The 18,229-nt window shown below is 47.3% G+C and carries 20 protein-coding genes, 1 tRNA gene and 2 pseudogenes; 14 read left to right on the top strand and 9 right to left on the bottom strand.

What is annotated here, in order from left to right:
• Positions 1–116 precede the first annotated feature (116 nt).
• Positions 117–413 (top strand): annotated as a pseudogene (locus NC996_RS26965) (VTT domain-containing protein); the annotation flags it as partial.
• A 48-nt stretch (positions 414–461) separates the two neighbouring features.
• On the opposite strand, the gene NC996_RS26960 reads toward NC996_RS26965, so the two are convergent.
• Complete coding sequence (locus NC996_RS26960; protein WP_277877652.1) at positions 462–587, bottom strand: hypothetical protein; 126 nt, start codon at positions 585–587, stop codon at positions 462–464.
• Positions 588–683: 96 nt separating this feature from the next.
• On the opposite strand from NC996_RS26960, the gene NC996_RS26955 reads away from it, so the two are divergent.
• Positions 684–1,301 carry a hypothetical protein gene (locus NC996_RS26955; RefSeq protein ID WP_190414884.1) on the top strand — a complete coding sequence of 206 codons (618 nt, stop codon included), beginning with the start codon at positions 684–686 and terminating at the stop codon, positions 1,299–1,301.
• A 128-nt stretch (positions 1,302–1,429) separates the two neighbouring features.
• On the opposite strand, the gene NC996_RS26950 is transcribed toward NC996_RS26955, so the two are convergent.
• Entirely contained in the window at positions 1,430–1,792 is a 363-nt protein-coding gene (locus NC996_RS26950; RefSeq protein WP_190414885.1) for a single-stranded DNA-binding protein, read from the bottom strand.
• Positions 1,793–2,089: 297 nt separating this feature from the next.
• Between NC996_RS26950 and NC996_RS26945 the strand changes: the two genes are divergently transcribed.
• From NC996_RS26945 to mreD, 3 genes are all read left to right on the top strand, one after another.
• Complete coding sequence (locus NC996_RS26945) at positions 2,090–3,097, top strand: rod shape-determining protein (protein WP_190414886.1); 1,008 nt, start codon at positions 2,090–2,092, stop codon at positions 3,095–3,097.
• A gap of 125 nt (positions 3,098–3,222) precedes the next feature.
• The gene (gene mreC / locus NC996_RS26940; protein ID WP_190414887.1) at positions 3,223–3,957 is read left to right on the top strand and encodes a rod shape-determining protein MreC; all 735 of its coding nucleotides are present in this window, start codon (positions 3,223–3,225) and stop codon (positions 3,955–3,957) included.
• A gap of 118 nt (positions 3,958–4,075) precedes the next feature.
• Entirely contained in the window at positions 4,076–4,627 is a 552-nt protein-coding gene (gene mreD / locus NC996_RS26935; RefSeq protein WP_190689930.1) for a rod shape-determining protein MreD, read from the top strand.
• A 47-nt stretch (positions 4,628–4,674) separates the two neighbouring features.
• Here mreD and NC996_RS26930 read toward each other — a convergent pair whose 3' ends face one another.
• Positions 4,675–5,487 (bottom strand): HAD family hydrolase, encoded by an 813-nt coding sequence (locus NC996_RS26930; RefSeq protein WP_190414889.1) that lies wholly within the window; start codon positions 5,485–5,487, stop codon positions 4,675–4,677.
• 481 nt (positions 5,488–5,968) lie between these two features.
• Between NC996_RS26930 and ribD the strand changes: the two genes are divergently transcribed.
• Positions 5,969–7,045 (top strand): bifunctional diaminohydroxyphosphoribosylaminopyrimidine deaminase/5-amino-6-(5-phosphoribosylamino)uracil reductase RibD, encoded by a 1,077-nt coding sequence (ribD, locus tag NC996_RS26925; RefSeq protein ID WP_347276151.1) that lies wholly within the window; start codon positions 5,969–5,971, stop codon positions 7,043–7,045.
• Positions 7,046–7,091: 46 nt separating this feature from the next.
• A complete protein-coding gene (locus tag NC996_RS26920) occupies positions 7,092–7,742 on the top strand; it encodes a hypothetical protein (RefSeq protein WP_242037712.1) in 651 nt (216 codons plus the stop codon).
• Positions 7,743–7,806: 64 nt separating this feature from the next.
• Here the strand turns inward: NC996_RS26920 and NC996_RS26915 are convergent, their stop codons facing one another.
• The gene (locus NC996_RS26915; RefSeq protein ID WP_190415034.1) at positions 7,807–8,040 is read right to left on the bottom strand and encodes a hypothetical protein; all 234 of its coding nucleotides are present in this window, start codon (positions 8,038–8,040) and stop codon (positions 7,807–7,809) included.
• A 637-nt stretch (positions 8,041–8,677) separates the two neighbouring features.
• On the opposite strand from NC996_RS26915, the gene NC996_RS26910 reads away from it, so the two are divergent.
• The gene (locus tag NC996_RS26910) at positions 8,678–9,232 is read left to right on the top strand and encodes a Uma2 family endonuclease (RefSeq protein ID WP_190672261.1); all 555 of its coding nucleotides are present in this window, start codon (positions 8,678–8,680) and stop codon (positions 9,230–9,232) included.
• A gap of 109 nt (positions 9,233–9,341) precedes the next feature.
• Here NC996_RS26910 and NC996_RS26905 read toward each other — a convergent pair.
• The 3 genes from NC996_RS26905 to NC996_RS26895 form a co-directional block, all read right to left on the bottom strand.
• A tRNA-Ala gene (locus tag NC996_RS26905) sits at positions 9,342–9,414 on the bottom strand.
• 114 nt (positions 9,415–9,528) lie between these two features.
• Entirely contained in the window at positions 9,529–10,251 is a 723-nt protein-coding gene (locus tag NC996_RS26900; protein ID WP_190672258.1) for an HAD family phosphatase, read from the bottom strand.
• Positions 10,248–11,153: a class I SAM-dependent methyltransferase gene (locus tag NC996_RS26895; RefSeq protein WP_190528967.1), complete on the bottom strand. Its 906-nt coding sequence runs from the start codon at positions 11,151–11,153 to the stop codon at positions 10,248–10,250. The genes NC996_RS26900 and NC996_RS26895 overlap by 4 nt, the downstream gene beginning before the upstream one ends.
• Positions 11,154–11,398: 245 nt before the next feature.
• Between NC996_RS26895 and NC996_RS26890 the strand changes: the two genes are divergently transcribed.
• Both NC996_RS26890 and NC996_RS26885 read left to right on the top strand, forming a co-directional pair.
• Positions 11,399–13,546, top strand: coding sequence for an RtcB family protein (locus tag NC996_RS26890; protein ID WP_190672256.1), 2,148 nt, complete (start codon positions 11,399–11,401; stop codon positions 13,544–13,546).
• 637 nt (positions 13,547–14,183) lie between these two features.
• On the top strand, positions 14,184–15,044 hold the full coding sequence (locus NC996_RS26885) for a hypothetical protein (protein WP_199303359.1): 861 nt from the start codon (positions 14,184–14,186) through the stop codon (positions 15,042–15,044).
• A gap of 54 nt (positions 15,045–15,098) precedes the next feature.
• On the opposite strand, the gene NC996_RS26880 is transcribed toward NC996_RS26885, so the two are convergent.
• Positions 15,099–15,302: a hypothetical protein gene (locus NC996_RS26880; protein WP_190689927.1), complete on the bottom strand. Its 204-nt coding sequence runs from the start codon at positions 15,300–15,302 to the stop codon at positions 15,099–15,101.
• A gap of 285 nt (positions 15,303–15,587) precedes the next feature.
• On the opposite strand from NC996_RS26880, the gene NC996_RS26875 reads away from it, so the two are divergent.
• The 3 genes and pseudogenes from NC996_RS26875 to NC996_RS26865 all read left to right on the top strand — a co-directional run bounded on the left by NC996_RS26875 (position 15,588) and on the right by NC996_RS26865 (position 16,802).
• A complete protein-coding gene (locus NC996_RS26875) occupies positions 15,588–16,364 on the top strand; it encodes a hypothetical protein (protein WP_190528961.1) in 777 nt (258 codons plus the stop codon).
• 5 nt (positions 16,365–16,369) lie between these two features.
• Positions 16,370–16,502 (top strand): annotated as a pseudogene (locus NC996_RS26870) (DUF433 domain-containing protein); the annotation flags it as partial.
• A gap of 81 nt (positions 16,503–16,583) precedes the next feature.
• Positions 16,584–16,802 carry a type II toxin-antitoxin system HicB family antitoxin gene (locus tag NC996_RS26865; protein ID WP_190528960.1) on the top strand — a complete coding sequence of 73 codons (219 nt, stop codon included), beginning with the start codon at positions 16,584–16,586 and terminating at the stop codon, positions 16,800–16,802.
• 231 nt (positions 16,803–17,033) lie between these two features.
• Here NC996_RS26865 and NC996_RS26860 read toward each other — a convergent pair whose 3' ends face one another.
• Entirely contained in the window at positions 17,034–17,771 is a 738-nt protein-coding gene (locus NC996_RS26860; RefSeq protein WP_190414914.1) for an SIMPL domain-containing protein, read from the bottom strand.
• A 9-nt stretch (positions 17,772–17,780) separates the two neighbouring features.
• Here NC996_RS26860 and NC996_RS26855 point away from each other — a divergent pair, with 9 nt between their 5' ends.
• Entirely contained in the window at positions 17,781–17,954 is a 174-nt protein-coding gene (locus NC996_RS26855; RefSeq protein ID WP_190668665.1) for a hypothetical protein, read from the top strand.
• Positions 17,955–18,229 lie beyond the last annotated feature (275 nt).

Genomic DNA, 18,229 nt, shown 5'->3' with positions numbered 1-18,229 from the left:
TTATGAACTTCGGCTCAGTCAAAGGTAAGATGAGTAAAACTTATGACCGGCAGCTAGCAATCGCCTAATTTTAGACCCCATATTACCCCAGCGACGACTTTTGCAAGAGGTCTAATCAAGCCGTGACCCGTCAGCCTCTGACTTTTGTGCTAGCGATCCGCTTTGCGCCAATCTCCCCCTTCACGGTGGTTAATTTCTTGTTGGGACTCACGCCTATCAGCTGGGTACCTTATTCAGTTGGCACGTTTATCGGAATTATTCCAGGGACGCTGGCTTACGCTTGGGTGGGGGTTACGGGTGAGCAAGCTTTGCAGGGAGGCGATCGCTTGCCCTTGCTACTAGCGCTCAGTTTTTTAACTCTCCTGTGTGTATTGCCTATTTTGGCTCGTAAAAAGACGCAACCCATTAACTGACGAATAAATTCAACCAATTTTTAGTTTTATTTCCCTTAATTTTTGTTTTCACCGGCTGTGCCGGATACTCGCAGTCCGCTGATGCCAAGAACGAAGCGATCGCAGCGCCACTGCTGCCGGACGCTGCACGGCAACAGATTCCGTTATGAGATCAACTGATAACTTCTTCCACAACTTGGGAAAATTGCTTAGCTGGGAACCTAATTAGCTCCAATCAGTTCTGAAGAGTTAACAAGATTACGTAAATAGCAATAGGGAAGAGACAAACCGATGAAACGGGCAATTTCTGGCGCTTTATTAACTATTTTGAGCTTTAGCCTTCCAGCAATGGCTGCCACTACAGAGAAATTCCAGGTCAAAGGGCAAAACGCTTCCGCCTCTTTTTACCAATCTGACGACTGTAGCTCAAGCGGTGTCAGTGTTTGGGCTGCCGATAACGTCAGCCGTAGCGCACCAGGAGCACCGACTTCGGAGAAGGGAGCCAACGTCTCTTATTGGAACTCGAATTGGTGTACCGGCAAGTATTCCTATGGTTACGGTTACGCTCCAAATGTCACCTTCACCGCCAATAACCAGCTCAGCTCAGCTAGTTTGAAAGGCACCTTCAAAGTTGACGAATATTCGTCAGAGAATCCCGACTCAACGACTGCCAAAACGGTTGACGTAGCGCTAAATTGGACGGGAACAGGCGAGACATTCCGGGGTCACAGCAGTTCTCACTATCAGTGGATGGGCGGTATGTCGCACTCTCGCTATGTTGGCTCTTATCGGACTGCGGACGTATCGGGTAGCGTCACGATGGACGGCAAAAACCTGATTACGAATATCCCTGGTTTTGGCGATCTGAACTCGTCTAGCAGCGGCTCGGTGCAAATCACCAAGAGGTAGACTGTCGTTAAAGATTTGGACGTTAAAGATTTGGGGATTCTTCGTCTTTCCCGCCCAAATACAATCATTAGCCATCAGTTCTCTGGGGACTGATGGCTTGTCGTTAACAGCTAAAAATTAGCAACGAATTAAAATTCGGTGTCGTTATAGCCATTTACTGCACTGGGGTCTGTATCCTGTTTAGAACCGAGTAAATCTAGGCGATCCACCTTAATAACAGGTTTAGATCGGTTAGATGCCTTATTATCGCTCCAAGTCTCTATTTTCAAGGAGCCTTGTACCCCTATCAAACTGCCCTTTCTCACATAGTTCGCAGCCACTTCCGCTGTCTTCCCCCACAGTTCCAGGTTAAACCAGTCAGGCTGGTCGCTATTGCGAGTTCGACGATCTACTGCCAGCGTCAGATTGCACTTAATCTTACCTGACTCGAAATACTTGACATCAGGCTCTGTACCCACACGACCTACCAAGTTCACAACATTCAGGCTCATAAAATTGATTAGTACAAATGTACTGAACTACAGTGAATATACTTTAACGAATTTAGATAGTAGGCTCAAGTCAACTTTATCCTGATTTGCTCTTCAACTACCAGAATGATGCTTGGAAATGGCCTTGAGGCGTTTTCACTGGATAAATTCGTCTACCTGACTAGACTCTGGATAGAAAACGTAATAGAATCCACCTCGGTTCCATTTCCGTTAGAATTCCATCTCACACAACAGCATTTTATTTTGGGGGCGTAGAAACGAGTGGGTCTTTTCAGTCGCTTTTCCTTATCCCGGGACATGGGTATCGACCTGGGCACTGCTAACACCCTGGTTTATGTGTCCGGCAAAGGTATTGTTCTCCAAGAACCCTCTGTGGTTGCTATGGATATGGACACAAAAACCCCGCTAGCCGTGGGCGAAGATGCCAAAAAAATGTTGGGAAGAACTCCCGGCAATGTGGTGGCCCTGCGCCCCCTGCGCGATGGTGTCATTGCAGATTTCGATGTCGCTGAGCTAATGCTTAAGCATTTTATTCAGCGAGTACATGAGGGAAGAGCCTTAGTTTCACCTCGTGTTGTCATTGGCATTCCTTCGGGTGTCACTGGCGTAGAACGACGAGCCGTTATGGAAGCAGCATCTCAGGCAGGTGCCAGGGATGTGTACTTGATAGATGAGCCGGTCGCTGCTGCCATTGGCGCTGGACTACCAGTGGCTGAGCCTACGGGCAACATGATCATTGATATTGGTGGCGGCACCACAGAAGTTGCCGTGCTTTCTTTACAAGGAACGGTTTTAAGTGAATCGGTGCGCGTGGCTGGGGATGAGCTTTCGGAAGCCATCATGCAGTACATGAAAAAAGTCCATAACTTGGTGATTGGGGAACGCACGTCTGAAGAAATCAAGATTCAGATTGGTTCTGCCTACCCCACCAGTTTTGATGAAGAAGCCATCATGGAAGTGCGAGGCTTGCACCTGCTCTCTGGCTTGCCGCGCACTGTCACCATCAAGGGACCGGAAATTCGGGAAAGTATGTCTGAACCGCTTTCAGTAATTGTGGATGCGGTGAAGCGAACCTTAGAGCGCACGCCTCCCGAACTCGCAGCCGATATTATCGACCGGGGCATCATGCTGGCTGGCGGCGGTGCTTTGTTAAAGGGGCTGGACACGCTCATCAGCCACGAAACTGGCATTGTCACCCACGTAGCGGCAGATCCGCTCTCGTGCGTGGTGCTGGGAACCGGGCGGGTGTTGGAGAATTTCAAACAGCTAGAGCGGGTGTTCAGCGGGCGATCGCGCCAGATGTAGCAGTCATTAGTCGTTAGTCATTAGTCATTAGTCATCGGCAGTAGACGATGAACTAAAGGCTCAGGCTAGGGACTAGGGACAAAGACTAAAAACTAAAGGACTCAAGACGAATCCCTGATACCTAAATGTTTACACTGCGTCGCTGGTGGGTTCGGCACGGAATACAAGTTATATTGGCTGGGCTAACGATTGGAAGTGCCTGGGCGATCCGGGAGACTCAGGGAGCTGCTCTTTATGAGACTTACCAGTTGCTCACCCGTCCTTTTCAAGGGGAACCCACGTCACAAGAGCGCATCGAGAATGCCCGCGTTCTGGAATTACAGGAGCGGTTAGTTGAACTCGAAAGCCAAAATCAGAAGTTACAAGAGCTGTTGGGCTATGTTAAACAGAAAAAACAGCCAGGGATAGTCGCTCCGATTGTGGGACGTAGCGCCGATCATTGGTGGCAACAGATAACCCTCGGTCGAGGAAGTCAAGACGGTATTAAAGCAGATTTCATCGTGATGGGTACGGGTGGCTTGGTCGGTCGCGTAACCAACGTGACTCCCCATAGCAGCCGGGTCTTACTGGTCAGCGATCCCAGCAGCCGGGTAGGGGTTGCGATTAGCCGCAGCCGTTATATGGGCTATCTTCGAGGACAAGGTTCTAACCGAGCAGTGATGCAGTTTTTTGATAAAGTTCCTGATGTCCGTCGGGGCGATGTCGTGGCAACATCATCTGTCAGTAAACTTTTTCCGTCAGGGTTGCCGATAGGGCGAATAGAATCTGTAAATTTGGACAAAACTCCAGCTCCTGAAGCTGTGATTGAGTTGACAGCACCGATGAGTTCCTTGGAATGGGTGGTTGTGTACCCGAAATGAGGAATGAGCGGTTAGCTGTCATTAGGAAATAGCAATAGTAAATAGTGATTAGTCATTAACCACAGACGATGGACTAAGGACTAATCACGGATGACCCATGACCCATGACCCATGACCCATGATCAATGTATCTGACTTGTCACCTTGGCCTCGTCAAATGCTTAACTGGGCAGTAACCATTGGTTCTGTCCTGTTGTGCTTATTGGTCTTGCCACTGCGCCTACCGGGAATGGAATTGTTGGGAATTGGCCCCAACTGGTTGTTAATTTGGGTGGTTGCTTGGAGTTTGAAGCGAACCGTTTTGCAGGGTGCGATCGCCGGGTTGGTGTTGGGACTGATCCAAGATGGGATGACATCCCCCGATCCCAGTCATACCCTGAGCTTAGCATTGGTAGGAATTTTGACCGCTCGGATTCAAAAGCAGCGGTATATTGAGGAAGATTTTATTTCGGTGGCGTTAATTGTTTTTGGGATGGCGGTTGTGGGGGAGACGGTGAGTGCCCTTCAGTTCACGCTACAGGGCGATCGCGATCTGGGAGCAATTTGGACATATCACCAGCGCATTGCCCTCTCCAGTGCCATCCTGAGCAGCCTTTGGGCACCCGTTGTTTACTATCCTCTAAATCGCTGGTGGCAGCAGATGAACCTGTTAGGGCAGTCTTCCAAGTAGTTTCTAGCCAATCGTCAATACTCAGTCTTCTGAGTATTGAGTGAGGACTATTGACGATTGACCAATGAGTGATGACTCACTCCCAGCAGGTAATGAGCAACAGAAAGTAAATCGCTATGAATGCGGGTTGGTTGGAACTGTCGCAACCTTTGGGGGCTACGAATGCCACAAGTCAGCGCGATGGTGGGAATCGAAAGCGCTTGTCCTGCTAAAATGTCTGCTTCCGTATCCCCGACCATCCAACAATCATCGGCAGTTTGCCAAGGCGAACAATGTTCTGCGATCGCTGTGGTGAGAAGTTGCGTTTTCACTTCAGCGTAGTTTTGATAGGCGGCATGGCTGTCTTGAGTCCCGTAAATGCCACTAAACAAACGAGCCAAACCGTGATTCTGCAAGATTTGCAGAGCTTGGGATTGACATCGTAACGTCACTAACACCAGCTTGATGCCCTGAGAATGTAGCAATGCAAGCGCCCAGTTCACTCCTGGCTGCATTTTGTCTTTCTGTAACAGCGCTGGTTGATTGACGATGCTGACGACACGCTGCAAAAATACATTAATTTGCTCACCCTGTAAGCCCGATCGCATCGCAATTTCCACATCTGGGACGCGATCTTGCTTCATTTGCCAGAATTGCTCTTTAGTCAATACCTGAAGATGCAGGATTTCTCCTTGCTCCTGATATATCTCCTGAGTATCAGCGAGTCCTAGCTGATAGGTACTGTAATAGCGGTGGGAAACGTCCACAAGTGGGCCGTCAAAGTCGCAAAACACGGTCAGTTTTTGTAAATGAGGGGCAGCGGCTTGACCCCGGTAGGGCTGAGGTGGTTGCAAATCTGAGGCGGCGGGGCAGCAGTTCATAGGACGTTACGAATCCGAACTTTTTGATACGTTTATTTACATTAACAGGTGCAACATAAGTTGTCATGGGATTTAGCCATCAAAATATATTAGACCTATTTATAGGGATATGTAGCGATCGCCTAACTATAGGGGTGAAAATTGGGGTGAAAATCAATATAACTTTTGAAGGCGGGTAATCGCAAACTTAGTGATTGGTTCCCCGACAGATGAATTCCTCAAAGTGAAGTACCATGAAACGGTGCTTATCGGCTCATACGATCTCCCAATATTCCGCTCTTCACAGGTAAACACGCGATCCTCTTTTTTTTGCAGGGATAATCCACCTAGCATCCCTCCCTAAGCCTGCTCCTGCTAAAGTAGGCTGGCTATTACACTCAGGTGTAGCCAGGACAGCAGCAAACTCATGGACAACTTTTCCGCAAACACCCAATCGGATGCACCCCAACAGGAGTCCCCTTTTACCTCCTTCGACCGCGCGATGATGCAGCGGTGTATAGAACTAGCCCGTCGCGCCTTAGGACAAACCGCGCCCAATCCCCTAGTGGGTTCTGTCATTGTCCAGGATGGGCAGATTGTGGGGGAAGGGTTTCATCCCGGTGCCGGTCATCCCCATGCAGAAGTCTTTGCGCTGCGAGACGCCGGTGAACGAGCCAAAGGAGCCACAATTTATGTCAATCTGGAACCTTGTAACCACTACGGACGGACGCCTCCCTGTTCGGAAGCGTTGGTAGCCGCAGGGGTGAGCAAGGTGGTGGTGGGCATGGTAGACCCCGATCCGCGCGTGTCGGGAGGCGGGATTGAGCGGTTACGAGCAGCAGGAATCGAAGTTGTGGTGGGCGTGGAAGAAGACGCCTGTCGGCAGCTGAATGAGGCTTTTATCCATCGCATTCTCTACCGGCGTCCGTTTGGCATTTTAAAATACGCCATGACTTTGGATGGCAAAATTGCCACAACGACTGGACACAGCGCCTGGATCACCAGCCCTGATGCCCGCAATGAGGTACATCGAATGCGGGTGGCGTGTGATGCGGTGATCGTGGGCGGCAATACGGTGCGTCTGGATAATCCCCACTTGACCAGCCATCAGACAGAGGCACACAATCCCTTGCGCGTAGTCATGAGTCGCACGCTGGATTTGCCCGTAGAGGCTCATGTGTGGGAGACAGCAGAGGCTCCCACTTTAGTGTTAACAGAGGTGGGAGCTAATCCGGATTTTCAGCAGATGCTGCTGAAAAAGGGTGTGATGGTAGTGGAGCTGACTCCACTGACACCGACGAAGGCAATGGCGTACTTATATGAGCGTGGATTATCGGGCGTGCTGTGGGAATGTGGCGGCACGTTAGCAGCAAGTGCGATCGCAGAAGGGACAGTGCAAAAAATTCTGGCCTTCATTGCTCCCAAAATTGTCGGCGGCAGGTTGGCTCCTTCTCCCGTTGGGGATTTGGGGTTTGCAAGCATGACAGATGCACTCACTCTAGAGCGCGTCCGTTGGCGAGCTGTCGGCTCAGATTGCCTGGTTGAAGGTTATTTACCCTTAGCAGTCAGTAGTCAGTAGTCAGTGGTTATTGGTCATTCGTGAATGGCGAATAGCTAATTGTCAATTGCCATTCGCCATTCACAAAGCTGATAGCTATCAAAATATGGTCGAAGTGATTGTATGGAGCCTGTTGGTTGGAAGTTTTGGTCTGGAGGCAGTCATGGTAAGCGGATGGATGCGCTGGCAGCAGGTGAGTGCAGGTCAGCAATATGAGGAAGAGGAAGAAACTTTGACTCGTTATGAATCTAAACAAGACCTGGCACCCGCAGAGCTGCCTTCTAATGGTTCCTCTGCCCAAACGTTCAAAGATCCGCGACTGATGGGCTGGGAATTTAAAATTGTGCGAGCTAAAGGCGATTTATTTCGCAATCCAACGGTTTTTCAAAAGCTGTGTGAAGAAGAGGCACAATCCGGCTGGATTTTATTAGAAAAAATGGATGACCGGCGGGTGCGGTTCAAGCGACCGACTGCCATGAGGGACATGATTCCATCAGAATCTCTCGCTTATGACCCCTATCGCAGCCATTACGGGCCTGTCTTGACGCGGCGTACCTGGGCGGCAGCGATCGCTGCTGTGATGGCGATAAGTTTACCGGCTTATTTGGGCTATGCCCTGGTGTCGGCAACACTTGCGAATTCTTCACAAGTTAATACACCTGCGGCACCCCCACCGGAGCCGCAGTCTTTCCCAAAGCGTCCCTTGGCACCCAGGTAGCTTTTGGCTTCTAACAATTGGCACTTTAGAAAGTAGAGACGCGATGTAAATCGCGTCTCTACTGTTAATGGGTTTCTTGCCAGACAGACTGACGCTCTTGAGCGAGATCCCGGATCAGGGATAGCTTTGAGTGCAGATAGTCAGTCATAATATTTGTTTCGTCGGAATTGAGCGATCGCTGTTGTTTCAGTTGCTTCAGCAGCCACTGTACTAGGCTGGCATCGTCTAGCTTCAATAACATATTGGCCTGAGTAGTTTCAATTAAAGCCCAAAGCTGACGCAGCATTGTGGGAGTCATAAAACCTCCTATAAGCGGATAGCTGTTCTGAGTGCCGAATTGGCTAGGAACGGGTGTTATGTGGGTGGTGGGAGCAGATGGGTACGGCACACGGCCTCTTATTTAATTATTCCTTTAGTTTTCCACGATAACTTATCTGGTAATACCAAAATCGCGATCGCACAAGTTGCAACAAGAGTTACCAAATACTTAACAAAGCGAACAATAACTTGACAGGGACTAAGGCGGAAAGTTAAAACTGGTTCCGGATTAACGATGGAAGGGAGCCGCTCAAGGCTTGTAGAGACCTCTGAAACCCCATCCCAACCCTCGTGAAAAAATTTAGGCTCAATAGGCGTTTCAGGAAAATTGAGCCAAGAAAGAGGCTAAAAGACTCAGGCTGCAAGTGTTGTAAGCGGAAATCAATCAATTGAGTCGTTAGTTTTGGGTGACAAAGGCGCAAGTAAAGAGCGAGCCGTTACCGTCACATTGAGCAAGATAAGCCGTTTTATGAGTCGCCATAGGTGACGATCGATGCAAAGGTTACTGAAGTTAGAACAGGTCATGGCGGAGGAAGTGCGAGAATTCAAGAAACTATTACAGGCACGATCCCTCCTAACCCGCTGAGAAGGGGAATGGCGATCTACTGAGTGAGAAGATGAGTATAGTCACGCAGCCCTTAACTCTGGAGGAGTTCTTAAAACTCCCAGAAACTAAACCCGCATCTGAGTTTATTGACGGAGAGGTTATTCAAAAACCCATGCCTCAAGGTGAGCATAGCCGATTGCAGTTTAAATTTTGCGCGGTTGTTAACGAAGTCGCCGAACCGCAGAAAATTGCGCTTGCATTCCCAGAACTACGCTGTACGTTTGGGGGAGACTCGATTGTTCCAGATGTTGTGGTGTTTCGGTGGGAAAGAATTCCGCTTCGTCCTTCTGGAAGGATTGCCAATCGCTTCGAGATTTATCCCGATTGGTCAATTGAAATCTTATCCCCCGATCAGAGCCAAACGAAAGTATTAGGGAAATTGCTCCACTGCTCTCAGCATGGTACAGAGTTAGGGTGGTTAATCGATCCAGAAGAGGAGAGTATTTTAGTTGTGTTTCCGGAGCAGCGAGTACAATTGCTAAGGGGAACGGCTGAGTTACCTATTCTTAGTGGGATTGGGTTAAAACTGACGGTTGAGCAGGTTTTTAGTTGGTTAACGCTCTAAGACGGATAAGGATTTGCCTGTAAGCGATCGCAGATACTAGAGGCATAGGCGAGCTGCAACTTATCAATCTGCAAATCGCGACATTTAATTTGCGAACGTACAACATTAATGGAGAATAGGGAACTCGAATCCCTGACCTCTGCGGTGCGATCGCAGCGCTCTACCAACTGAGCTAATTCCCCAAGCTGTGAGCTAATAGCCATAAGCTATGAGCTATTGAACTTCAATATTCTAAAATATTCTAACATCCAGCCAGAAACAACTAACTATCGCGTTATCCGTACAGAGTCAGTGGTTTATCCGATCGTTGGCTGGGGTGTACTTCGAGAATAGACTTGTTCCACCCGCTCTAATTCTAAGTCAGAAAACTCATCAACAGCCCAGTTTGCCCAGCGTTGCAGCATATGAAACGGGTAAGTATGCGCTACTCCCACTACTGGCACACCAGCAATCTTTGCAGCTTGAATTCCAGCTGGGGTATCTTCAATCGCCAGACACTCCGATGGCAGTAGGTTGAGATGAGGATATTGCTGATTGAGGCGTTCCACTGCCAGAAGATATCCATCGGGTTCTGGCGAATTCGCGCTGATGTCGTCACTGGCAACAATAACGCTAAAGGACTCAGCCACTCCAGCGCGAGTTAATACCAGTTCTACCTCAGAACGAATGGAGCCACTGACTACACCCAGTTTCAATTCTCGCATCCGCAATCGGTTAATGAAGTCTTCCAAGCCTGGATAAATAGGTAGCTTTTCCAGCGCCTTTAAGCGTTGCTGGTAGGCTTGCGCCTTGCGGTTCACCAATTCGGTTAAATAGTTTTCGGTGACAAACCTACCGCGATTTTTCAGCAGCTGATTTAGACAGGCGCGATCGCTCCTACCTAAACAAAATTGCCGGTAATCTGTTGGTTTAGACCGCAGATTCTCTGAAATTAGAACTTCATCAATTAGTTCTCGGTGAATTGCCTCATCGTTAATAATGACACCGTTAAAGTCAAACAAAACTGCCTTCAAAGTCATGCCGTTGTGCCAAAAGCTGGGGCACCAAAGCCCTCCAAATCCTGATTATCTGCCGTGCTACTGGTCGCTATACGGGATGTTGATACCGAGCCAGGATTTTGAACTGGGATGGGTTTGATGCCTCTAGTGACTTGGTGTATCCACAACACATCCTGAGTTTGCACCGCTTCAAATCCTGCTGTTCCCATCCAGGCATCTACGCTATCACCGGCGTAAGCTCTGATGTACGGCTCCTCAAAAATATCACTTAGCCAATCTACTTGGCGAATCGTTTTCTGATTGCCATCGAGAATCAACACCTCTCCCCCAGCCTTTAGCAGGCGGAAGCTTTCCCGCAAGATGGCGCGAGATATCGGAGGTGGTGTCTCGTGAAACAACAAAGAAGCTGTTACCAGGTCAAAGGACGCATCAGGAAAGCCAGTTTCTTCAGCATTCCCGTGCAAAAATTGGATGTTTAGCTGTGCTTTTTTGGCTTTGTAGTCAGCCATCACCAGCATATAAGGCGACAAGTCTAGACCAATGACTTCCGCTTGCGGGAACGCTTGCTTTAACATCAGCGTTGTAGAGCCGGTACCGCAGCCTAAGTCTAAAATCCGTCGCGGTTGCCCTCCAATCGCATTAATTAAGCTTTGGCGTACCCAAGTTTCGTTGGGAGGCAAGGCGTACTGGGTAATCGGGTCGTAGGAAACTGCCGCACCGGAGTTGAGATAACCGCGCTCAATGCCGTGGAAGTTTTGGCTACTGTAGTAGGAGGGATAGGAAAGATTGGGTTTCCGGAAGCGATCGCCCTCTTGCTCCCAATCCACACTCTCATAGAAACTCCGCAGCTTCTCTTCATCAATCAACAGCCGAACCACAGGTGCTAAGAAGCGCTCATAGATTGAGTTCTTGCCAACCGCCATAGGATTTTATCTGCGTTGTTGTAGATTACCTGAGGAGCGTTCTCCTCTTTACAAATCTTAATGCTATTTATAACGCAGAAACTCTTCCTGCGGATGTCTTTGGGAGATGACAAACCCGCACTCCTTTATGTATTATAAAAGTAATACATAAAGTATTATTGCCAGAGCTACCTCAGCGCAGATTGCGATCGCGACCGGGAGTAGGCTCGCAGCGTCATGGATCTTTATATCAGCGGCAAACGTTTATGCCATACGAAAAGCTAGAAATTTCAACCCCAGTGCCAGTGCTATCTTGGGCAAATCATGCCCTTGGTTCCGATGAAACCAAGATGGCAAAGAATGTTGCCTCCCTGCCATTTGTATTCAAACACGTAGCGCTGATGCCAGACGTTCACCTTGGCAAAGGTGCCTTGGTAGGTTCTGTTGTGGCGACTAAAGAAGCAATTATGCCAGCTGCTGTCGGTGTGGATATTGGTTGCTTTACGGGTGACACTCTGGTTCCTTTAGCTGATGGTAAATCCTACCCAATCGGAGAACTAGCCAAAGCTCAGCAAGAGTTTGTTGTCTATTCCTGCACCGAGACTCAAAGAATTGTAGCCGCGAAGGCTACGGCTAAGCTAACTCGTCGTAATGCAGAACTCTTAAAGGTAGTTCTCGACAACGGAGAGGAAATCAAATGTACCCCTGACCATCAATTCATGCTCAGAAACGGCACTTATCAGGAAGCTGGCGACCTCAAAGCTGGTGCTTCGTTGATGCCTTTTTATTCCCAAGTAGATAAAGATGGATATATTTTAATCCAGCAACCCTATTCAGGTAGATGGCAAAAAGCGCACTGGGTTATTGCTCGGTCTGGGTTATTAGGGAAAGTTCCTTCATTTAACGGTCAGAAAACTGTTATTCACCACAAGAACTTTGAGCAAGCTGACAATCGTCCAGAAAATCTAGAGTTCATGGGTGATAAAGATCATTCTGCTTATCACCGCTCATTAGTAGAGAAGAATACCCATTGGCAATCGTTAGAGTTTGAGGAAAAAAGAAAGCAAGCGATCGCGGCTAAAGCCACTACTCCGGATGGATACAGATATTATTCTGAAAGAGGGACGAAACATATTCTTCAATATATGCAGGAACGTCCAGAACATTTCAGGGCATCCGTATCGGGAAATGGGGCCAGAGGAAAGCAGTTTTTAATTCAATACAACACCAGCGAAAAGGGAAGATACAAGAGCAAGGAAATTGCTAATCGGATTTACATCTGTGAAACTTGTGGAGATGAAGTCAAAAGTCCAATCGGGCTTCATAATCACAGAAAGAATCAACACGGCTACAACCATAAAGTAGTCGAAATTATTCCCTTGGCAGAAAGAGAAGATGTTTACTGCTTGACAGTGCCAGAATATGGTAACTTTGCCCTAAGTGCTGGCGTTTTTGTCCACAACTGCGGGATGATGGCAATTAAAACACCCTTTACTGCCGAACAATTGGAGGGTAAACTAAAGCAAATTCGTCTGGATTTAGAAGCAGCGATTCCTGTTGGTTTCAATGAAAACAAAGATGTTGAAAAAGCTGTTTTAAACTGGCAAGGTTGGCGAGATTTCAAGGAATTACATTCAGGAGTCAAGCGCCTAGAAAGTAAAGCCATGAAGCAGATGGGTTCTCTCGGTGGTGGGAATCATTTTATTGAAGTTTGCTTAGATACGGAGAACTCTGTCTGGTTAATGCTGCACTCTGGTTCGCGCAACATCGGCAATATGCTGGCACAAAACCATATTGGCACGGCTAAAGAACTCGCGAAACTAGCAGGCGATCGCTTACCCGATCCAGACTTAGCTTACTTTGTCGCTGGTACGCCTGAATTTGCCACCTACTGGCACGATCTACAGTGGGCGCAAGACTACGCCCGTTTCAACCGTGACGTGATGATGGCGCGTTTCAAGCGGATTGTAGAAAAGCATCTCGCTGGGGGTAAACAAACAAAGCCGCTGCTGTCAGTGAACTGTCACCACAACTACGCCGAAAAAGAAGTGCATTTTGGCGAAGATGTGTATGTCACTCGCAAAGGTGCAGTCCGGGCGCGTGAAGAAGATTATGGCATTATTCCCGGTTCAATGGGGGCAAAATCCTTCATTGTTAAGGGTAAAGGTAATGCTGAAAGTTACTGTTCTTGTAGTCACGGCGCTGGACGTTTGATGTCTCGAAATAAGGCTAAAAATGTCTACACATTGGATGATTTGATTCAGCAAACAAATGGTGTAGAGTGCCGCAAGGATGAGGGCGTTTTGGATGAAATTCCGGGCGCTTATAAACCGATCGAGCAAGTCATGGCTAATCAAGCGGATCTCGTTGAAGTGGTGGCGACGTTGAAACAGGTTGTCTGTATTAAGGGTTAGTTTATGTAGGGTGGGCAATGCCCACCTTTTTTGTTTTTTAACGCAAAGGTACGCAGAGGTTAACGCAGAGTTTAATTAACTTAAAATGTAGTTGGATAATCTTCCACGGATTAGTAAGAATTTCTGACACAAGCGATCGCTTATGGTACTTCTCATCGATAAAAGTACCCAGGAGAACTTGCTGAAACCCTTGCCTATTCTTCCTCTTCTACCATCTGTTCAATAAATTTTTGCACTAAAGGCACAAAAATGCGAACTGACAAGTTAGGGCTTCGCTATCGCCTTGTTGATGCAACACTTCTTTCTTTACTAGTTTTTGGACAATCTTGGGATTTTGGTCTGTAGAAGTTTCCCCAGAAATTAGACATTGCAGGAAGTAGCGATCGCTATCTTACAAACTTCTTCACAATTCCCGATAATACTCGCCCTAAATGGAGTAAGTCCCTCAGGTGCTACCCCGAAAAACTAATTTGCTGGTATTGCCATATCAATAATGCTTCTCAAATTCCCAAAAAAATCTGAACTTGTCACGAACTAAATATACAGATGTGATTAAGCATTCGGATACCAATTGCGGAACATGAAGAAGACATTGAGGAAGCGGCTTCAACAAAATCAACTCTCGAAACGACAAAAAATGGCTCTAAACCAAGCGTTGTGGGGAGGAGGGGCTTCCATTTCTAAAGATACCGTTTTTGCTGCCCGCCTCAAGCAATTGCTGCTGCGGGCTTTTGTCATTCACAAGTATCGCCAACACCTACCGGCTAGCACTCTACAAGAATATCGCTGTGACCTAAAGCGCCGCTTAAAGCAGTGTCTCGGCTCACAGGCGGATAATAAGCTAGGGTGGAGATTAAAAAAGCGCTATTCTGAAGTTCCTTATTACTTGTTTCTAGTCCTGGACGAAGCTTGTAGTCCGACCCTTTCCAGCACTGACACCCCAACACCAGCCACAGGACAAGTCTCTCAAACTCCCAACCGGGTTTGTGCTGACAAGAAACACAAATTTGGTTCATTTGGCGATCGCACTTTCCGAGTTACCTTTGTGAGGTTGTACTTCAGCTATTGCGTAAACAACCCCAGAATCGTCAGCCTCAAGAAAATGCTGGGTTGTATCAGCCTAATTCTGGTCAAAATCGGCGATCAGCCTGTCCGAGTCCGAGATAGGTGGATTCACTACCACGACTTATACCACCTTGAGGTTAGTCTATTGGAGAGAATTCTAATGGGAAGAGACTGGGTGAGTGGTATTCATGGCATTAACGCTGGCGTGTTCCATGAATCTACGATTATTGGGGAATATGACAGTTTTCTTGATGAAGCCCGAATCGCTATCCATGAGGCGCTAACCCGACCGACACCTTTCAGTCAACTCAAGGCTCTGTGTTGGATGACTTTGCTATTGTTACAGGGAATCAATCCTTTGGCTGTTCTCCTTCGTCATCTTAGGAGTATGAAGAAAAAGCAACAAGAATTATGGGATTGGTTAGACATCTGAGATTGGTTATTTCAACCATAAGGATGCTGACTTTGCTATAGGGTTGAGAAGATATCAAATCTCTTCCATCACTACACGTTTGATAAACTTCTCTACTAAAGGCAGTTGGAAGCAGTAGCCATCCTCTGTTGTCTGCAAAAGCGTTGTGTCTTGCAGTGCGATCGCTTCTTTGTAAACTAGACTCTGTAGTAAGTTGCGATCGCTATCTTTCAAACTTTTCCACAATTCCCCAAAATACTTACTGCCTCGCTCTAGCATAGTGGGAAGAATGGCCTTGATATCCCGCGCAGTTGTTTTTGGGGTACTGAATATCTTGCCTATTTTCCAGCATATCGCAGTTGAGCAGTTCTACTACCGCGTAGCACGTTAACTGTACAAGATAAGGCTGGCAGTGAGTGAGGTGGATAATGGGATCTACTTTGTATCCTGGTATGGGCGATATTTTGAGACTATTTACAAAGCCATAGATTCAGCTATTGTTGAATAAAAATTCTGGGTTTTTGAAAACCCAGGAAAAAGGCATCTCAATATTTATTGACGTGTATGGTAATTCCAAAGAACCTTTTATTTTCAAAGTTTCGACCTCAAGAATTTGACTATCTTTGTCAACTGTTGTGTTCTGTGTTTGAGACATCTTCGGGAGAGTTGGCGAAACTGTACCAAGATATTGACAGCACTTTTGAGCAGCCAGGTTGGCCTTTACATTTTGTACGACGAGACTTTTTCAAGCCCGTAGATAAGGCATTTCAGGATACTTATCAAAAGTCCCCTGTAATTGCAGTGGATTTGCCCAGCCTCATGGAATGGGATGACGGACTGGAGGATAAACAAACAATTGCTATCATGGCTCAAGACCCCAAAAATAACAGTGACTATGAGCAATTAGTAGTTGGTACGCCTTATGGTTTACATCACAAAGGCTCTCGTGAGGAGTTGGGGATTACCAAACTTTATTTTGAAATGATTCAGGTTTTGCTCGAATTAGGATATCGAGTTTATCTGACAGACGTGCTAAAGATTTGGGTTTGTAATCCTGAACAACGCTATGAGCGAATTAAACTGCAAAATGTTGATCAGCAAAGGTTTTTACGCCTTGTCAAACCAGAATTAGCTGTGGTAAAGCCAGTTGCCGTGATAACGTGGGGCAAAGAAGCTTTTAATGCCGTAAATAAATTGCACTTAGGTATCCGGCACCTAGATTTTCCTCATCCTGCTAGTACTGCTGGTGGTGCTTGGAAAAAGCTGATGGGGCAATCCCCGACCAATTCAAATAAGCTTGCATACTGGCGGGCAACAATTGCTCAAGAATTGGGAAAGTAAAGTTTATGCAATCTGTTACTGACATTGGCACACTGATTGTCCACACACCGGAAATTTGCGACGGTCGTCCTCGAATTGCTGATACCAGGGTGTGTTCAGCGGATTGCAGCTTGGTACAAGATGGGGCTAAATGCAGAATGAAGATGTGCCACCCTACCTACAAAAGCAGTTAGCGCAATTATTAGCTGAACTGGAAGAGTTAAGGGAGGACGAAGATTCATGAATCGATACAGCATGGTTATTCAGTGGTCAGATGAAGATCAACTTTTCCTAGTCACTATCCCAGAGGTTGGCGATCGCGTTGTCATGCCTTGCACTCACGGCAAAACTCGTGAGGAAGCAATTCACAAGGGCGAAGAAGTGATTGAAATGTACTTAGAAGCATGGCTTGCAGAAGGTGAATCCATCCCTGAACCCAGTACGCTTCAAATTGCCTGATTACCTTTTTAGAAGTCCTACTCTGTAGTCAGTTCACCCAACTTGAGAACGTGACCTAGGTTGAAAAACAAGCATAGACAAAGCGATACTCACTTGCGTAAACACTCAGTTCCTTGCGGGATACCAACACCAGCATTAAGGCGTTGTTGGTGAGGAGCGATCGCAAGTTGTCCTAAAATCCGTTATCGAATTCCTCAGAAATATCAAGTGGGCAAAAGCCCACAGATATTCCTAATAGGTAATTTGTAGAGTCACGGATGCCTCTACCTGTTGTTCGCCACCAATCACGGGTGTAGACGCCTCTACTTTTCCAGATCGCAAAGCCATGTCAGCTAGGGGCATTGGGGGCGGCGGCGTCGTAGAAGCACCATTAACTTGAATGTTTACCACTTCCCGGCGAGTAAGATTTAGGGCACTCAAAACAGCATCCGCTTGCTCTTGGGCATCTTGAGTCGCTTCGCGCAAAGCTTGCTTTTGAGCGGTCGCGATCGCACTATCAGCAGCAATAAAACTAATGCCGTCAATCCGCGTCGCCCCAGCTTTCACCGCTTCATCCAGAAGCGTTCCGGCTGTTTGATTATTGACTCGAAAGCTAACGATGTTGGTGGCGGTATACCCAGTCAGACGCTGGACGTTGTTTTCGTAGCTGTAAGTCGGGTTGAGGCTAATGCCGGTGGTTTGTAATTTTTCGACATTGCGAGATTTTAGCAAATCCACCACTGCGCTAGAGCGTCGTGCTGCTTCCTGCTGCACATCCGCCGCCACTTTACCCTGAACCTCAACCCCCAGCCGCACCAGCGTTAACGTTGTTGCAATCGATTCTTCTCCCCTGCCAGTGACAGTGATGGTTCGCAACATTTTCTCTTGGGCGATCGCTGGATTCGTCATGATTACACTTAAAAGACCCACGGCGAAAGATATTGCCTGACGCTGATACCAGGAACTTGCGAAAGATGGAGTTCGATTCATTAGATCGTGTTGTCTCATACTAGAACTGCACCAGCTGCTTTTCATTGTGCCGGTGGAATGTTCCTAATCTGCCACTACCACAGCCAAAAAATCTCAGCAGTTACCGTTTTAGCAACTCAGGCGATAGTGCTAGTTGTAATGCAAGGGGTATCGCCCGATCGCCAGTCCTATCGGGGATGGTAAGTATTTATACTTTGCTTTCAGGGATTAGATTCAACTATGCGATCAACTATGCGATCGCGCCGCGAAATTGACTGCGCCCCTTTTAAGCCATCATCTTGACAGGTCTTTGACTCTTGTTAAATCCCCAGATAAAAGCTTGATTTTGTAAAGAAGCTTGTACATTAGACCTCTTGCAAAAGTCGTCGCTGGGGTAATATGAGGTCTGAAATTATGCGCTCGCTCACCTGTCTTCTACGCTCACCCCTGGTAATTCATAAGTAAAGCTAATGAAATAC

Source organism: Trichocoleus sp. ST-U2, assembly GCF_039961875.1.
Classification (GTDB): domain Bacteria; phylum Cyanobacteriota; class Cyanobacteriia; order Cyanobacteriales; family FACHB-T130; genus FACHB-T130.
This window is presented reverse-complemented; position numbering and strand designations above follow the sequence as displayed.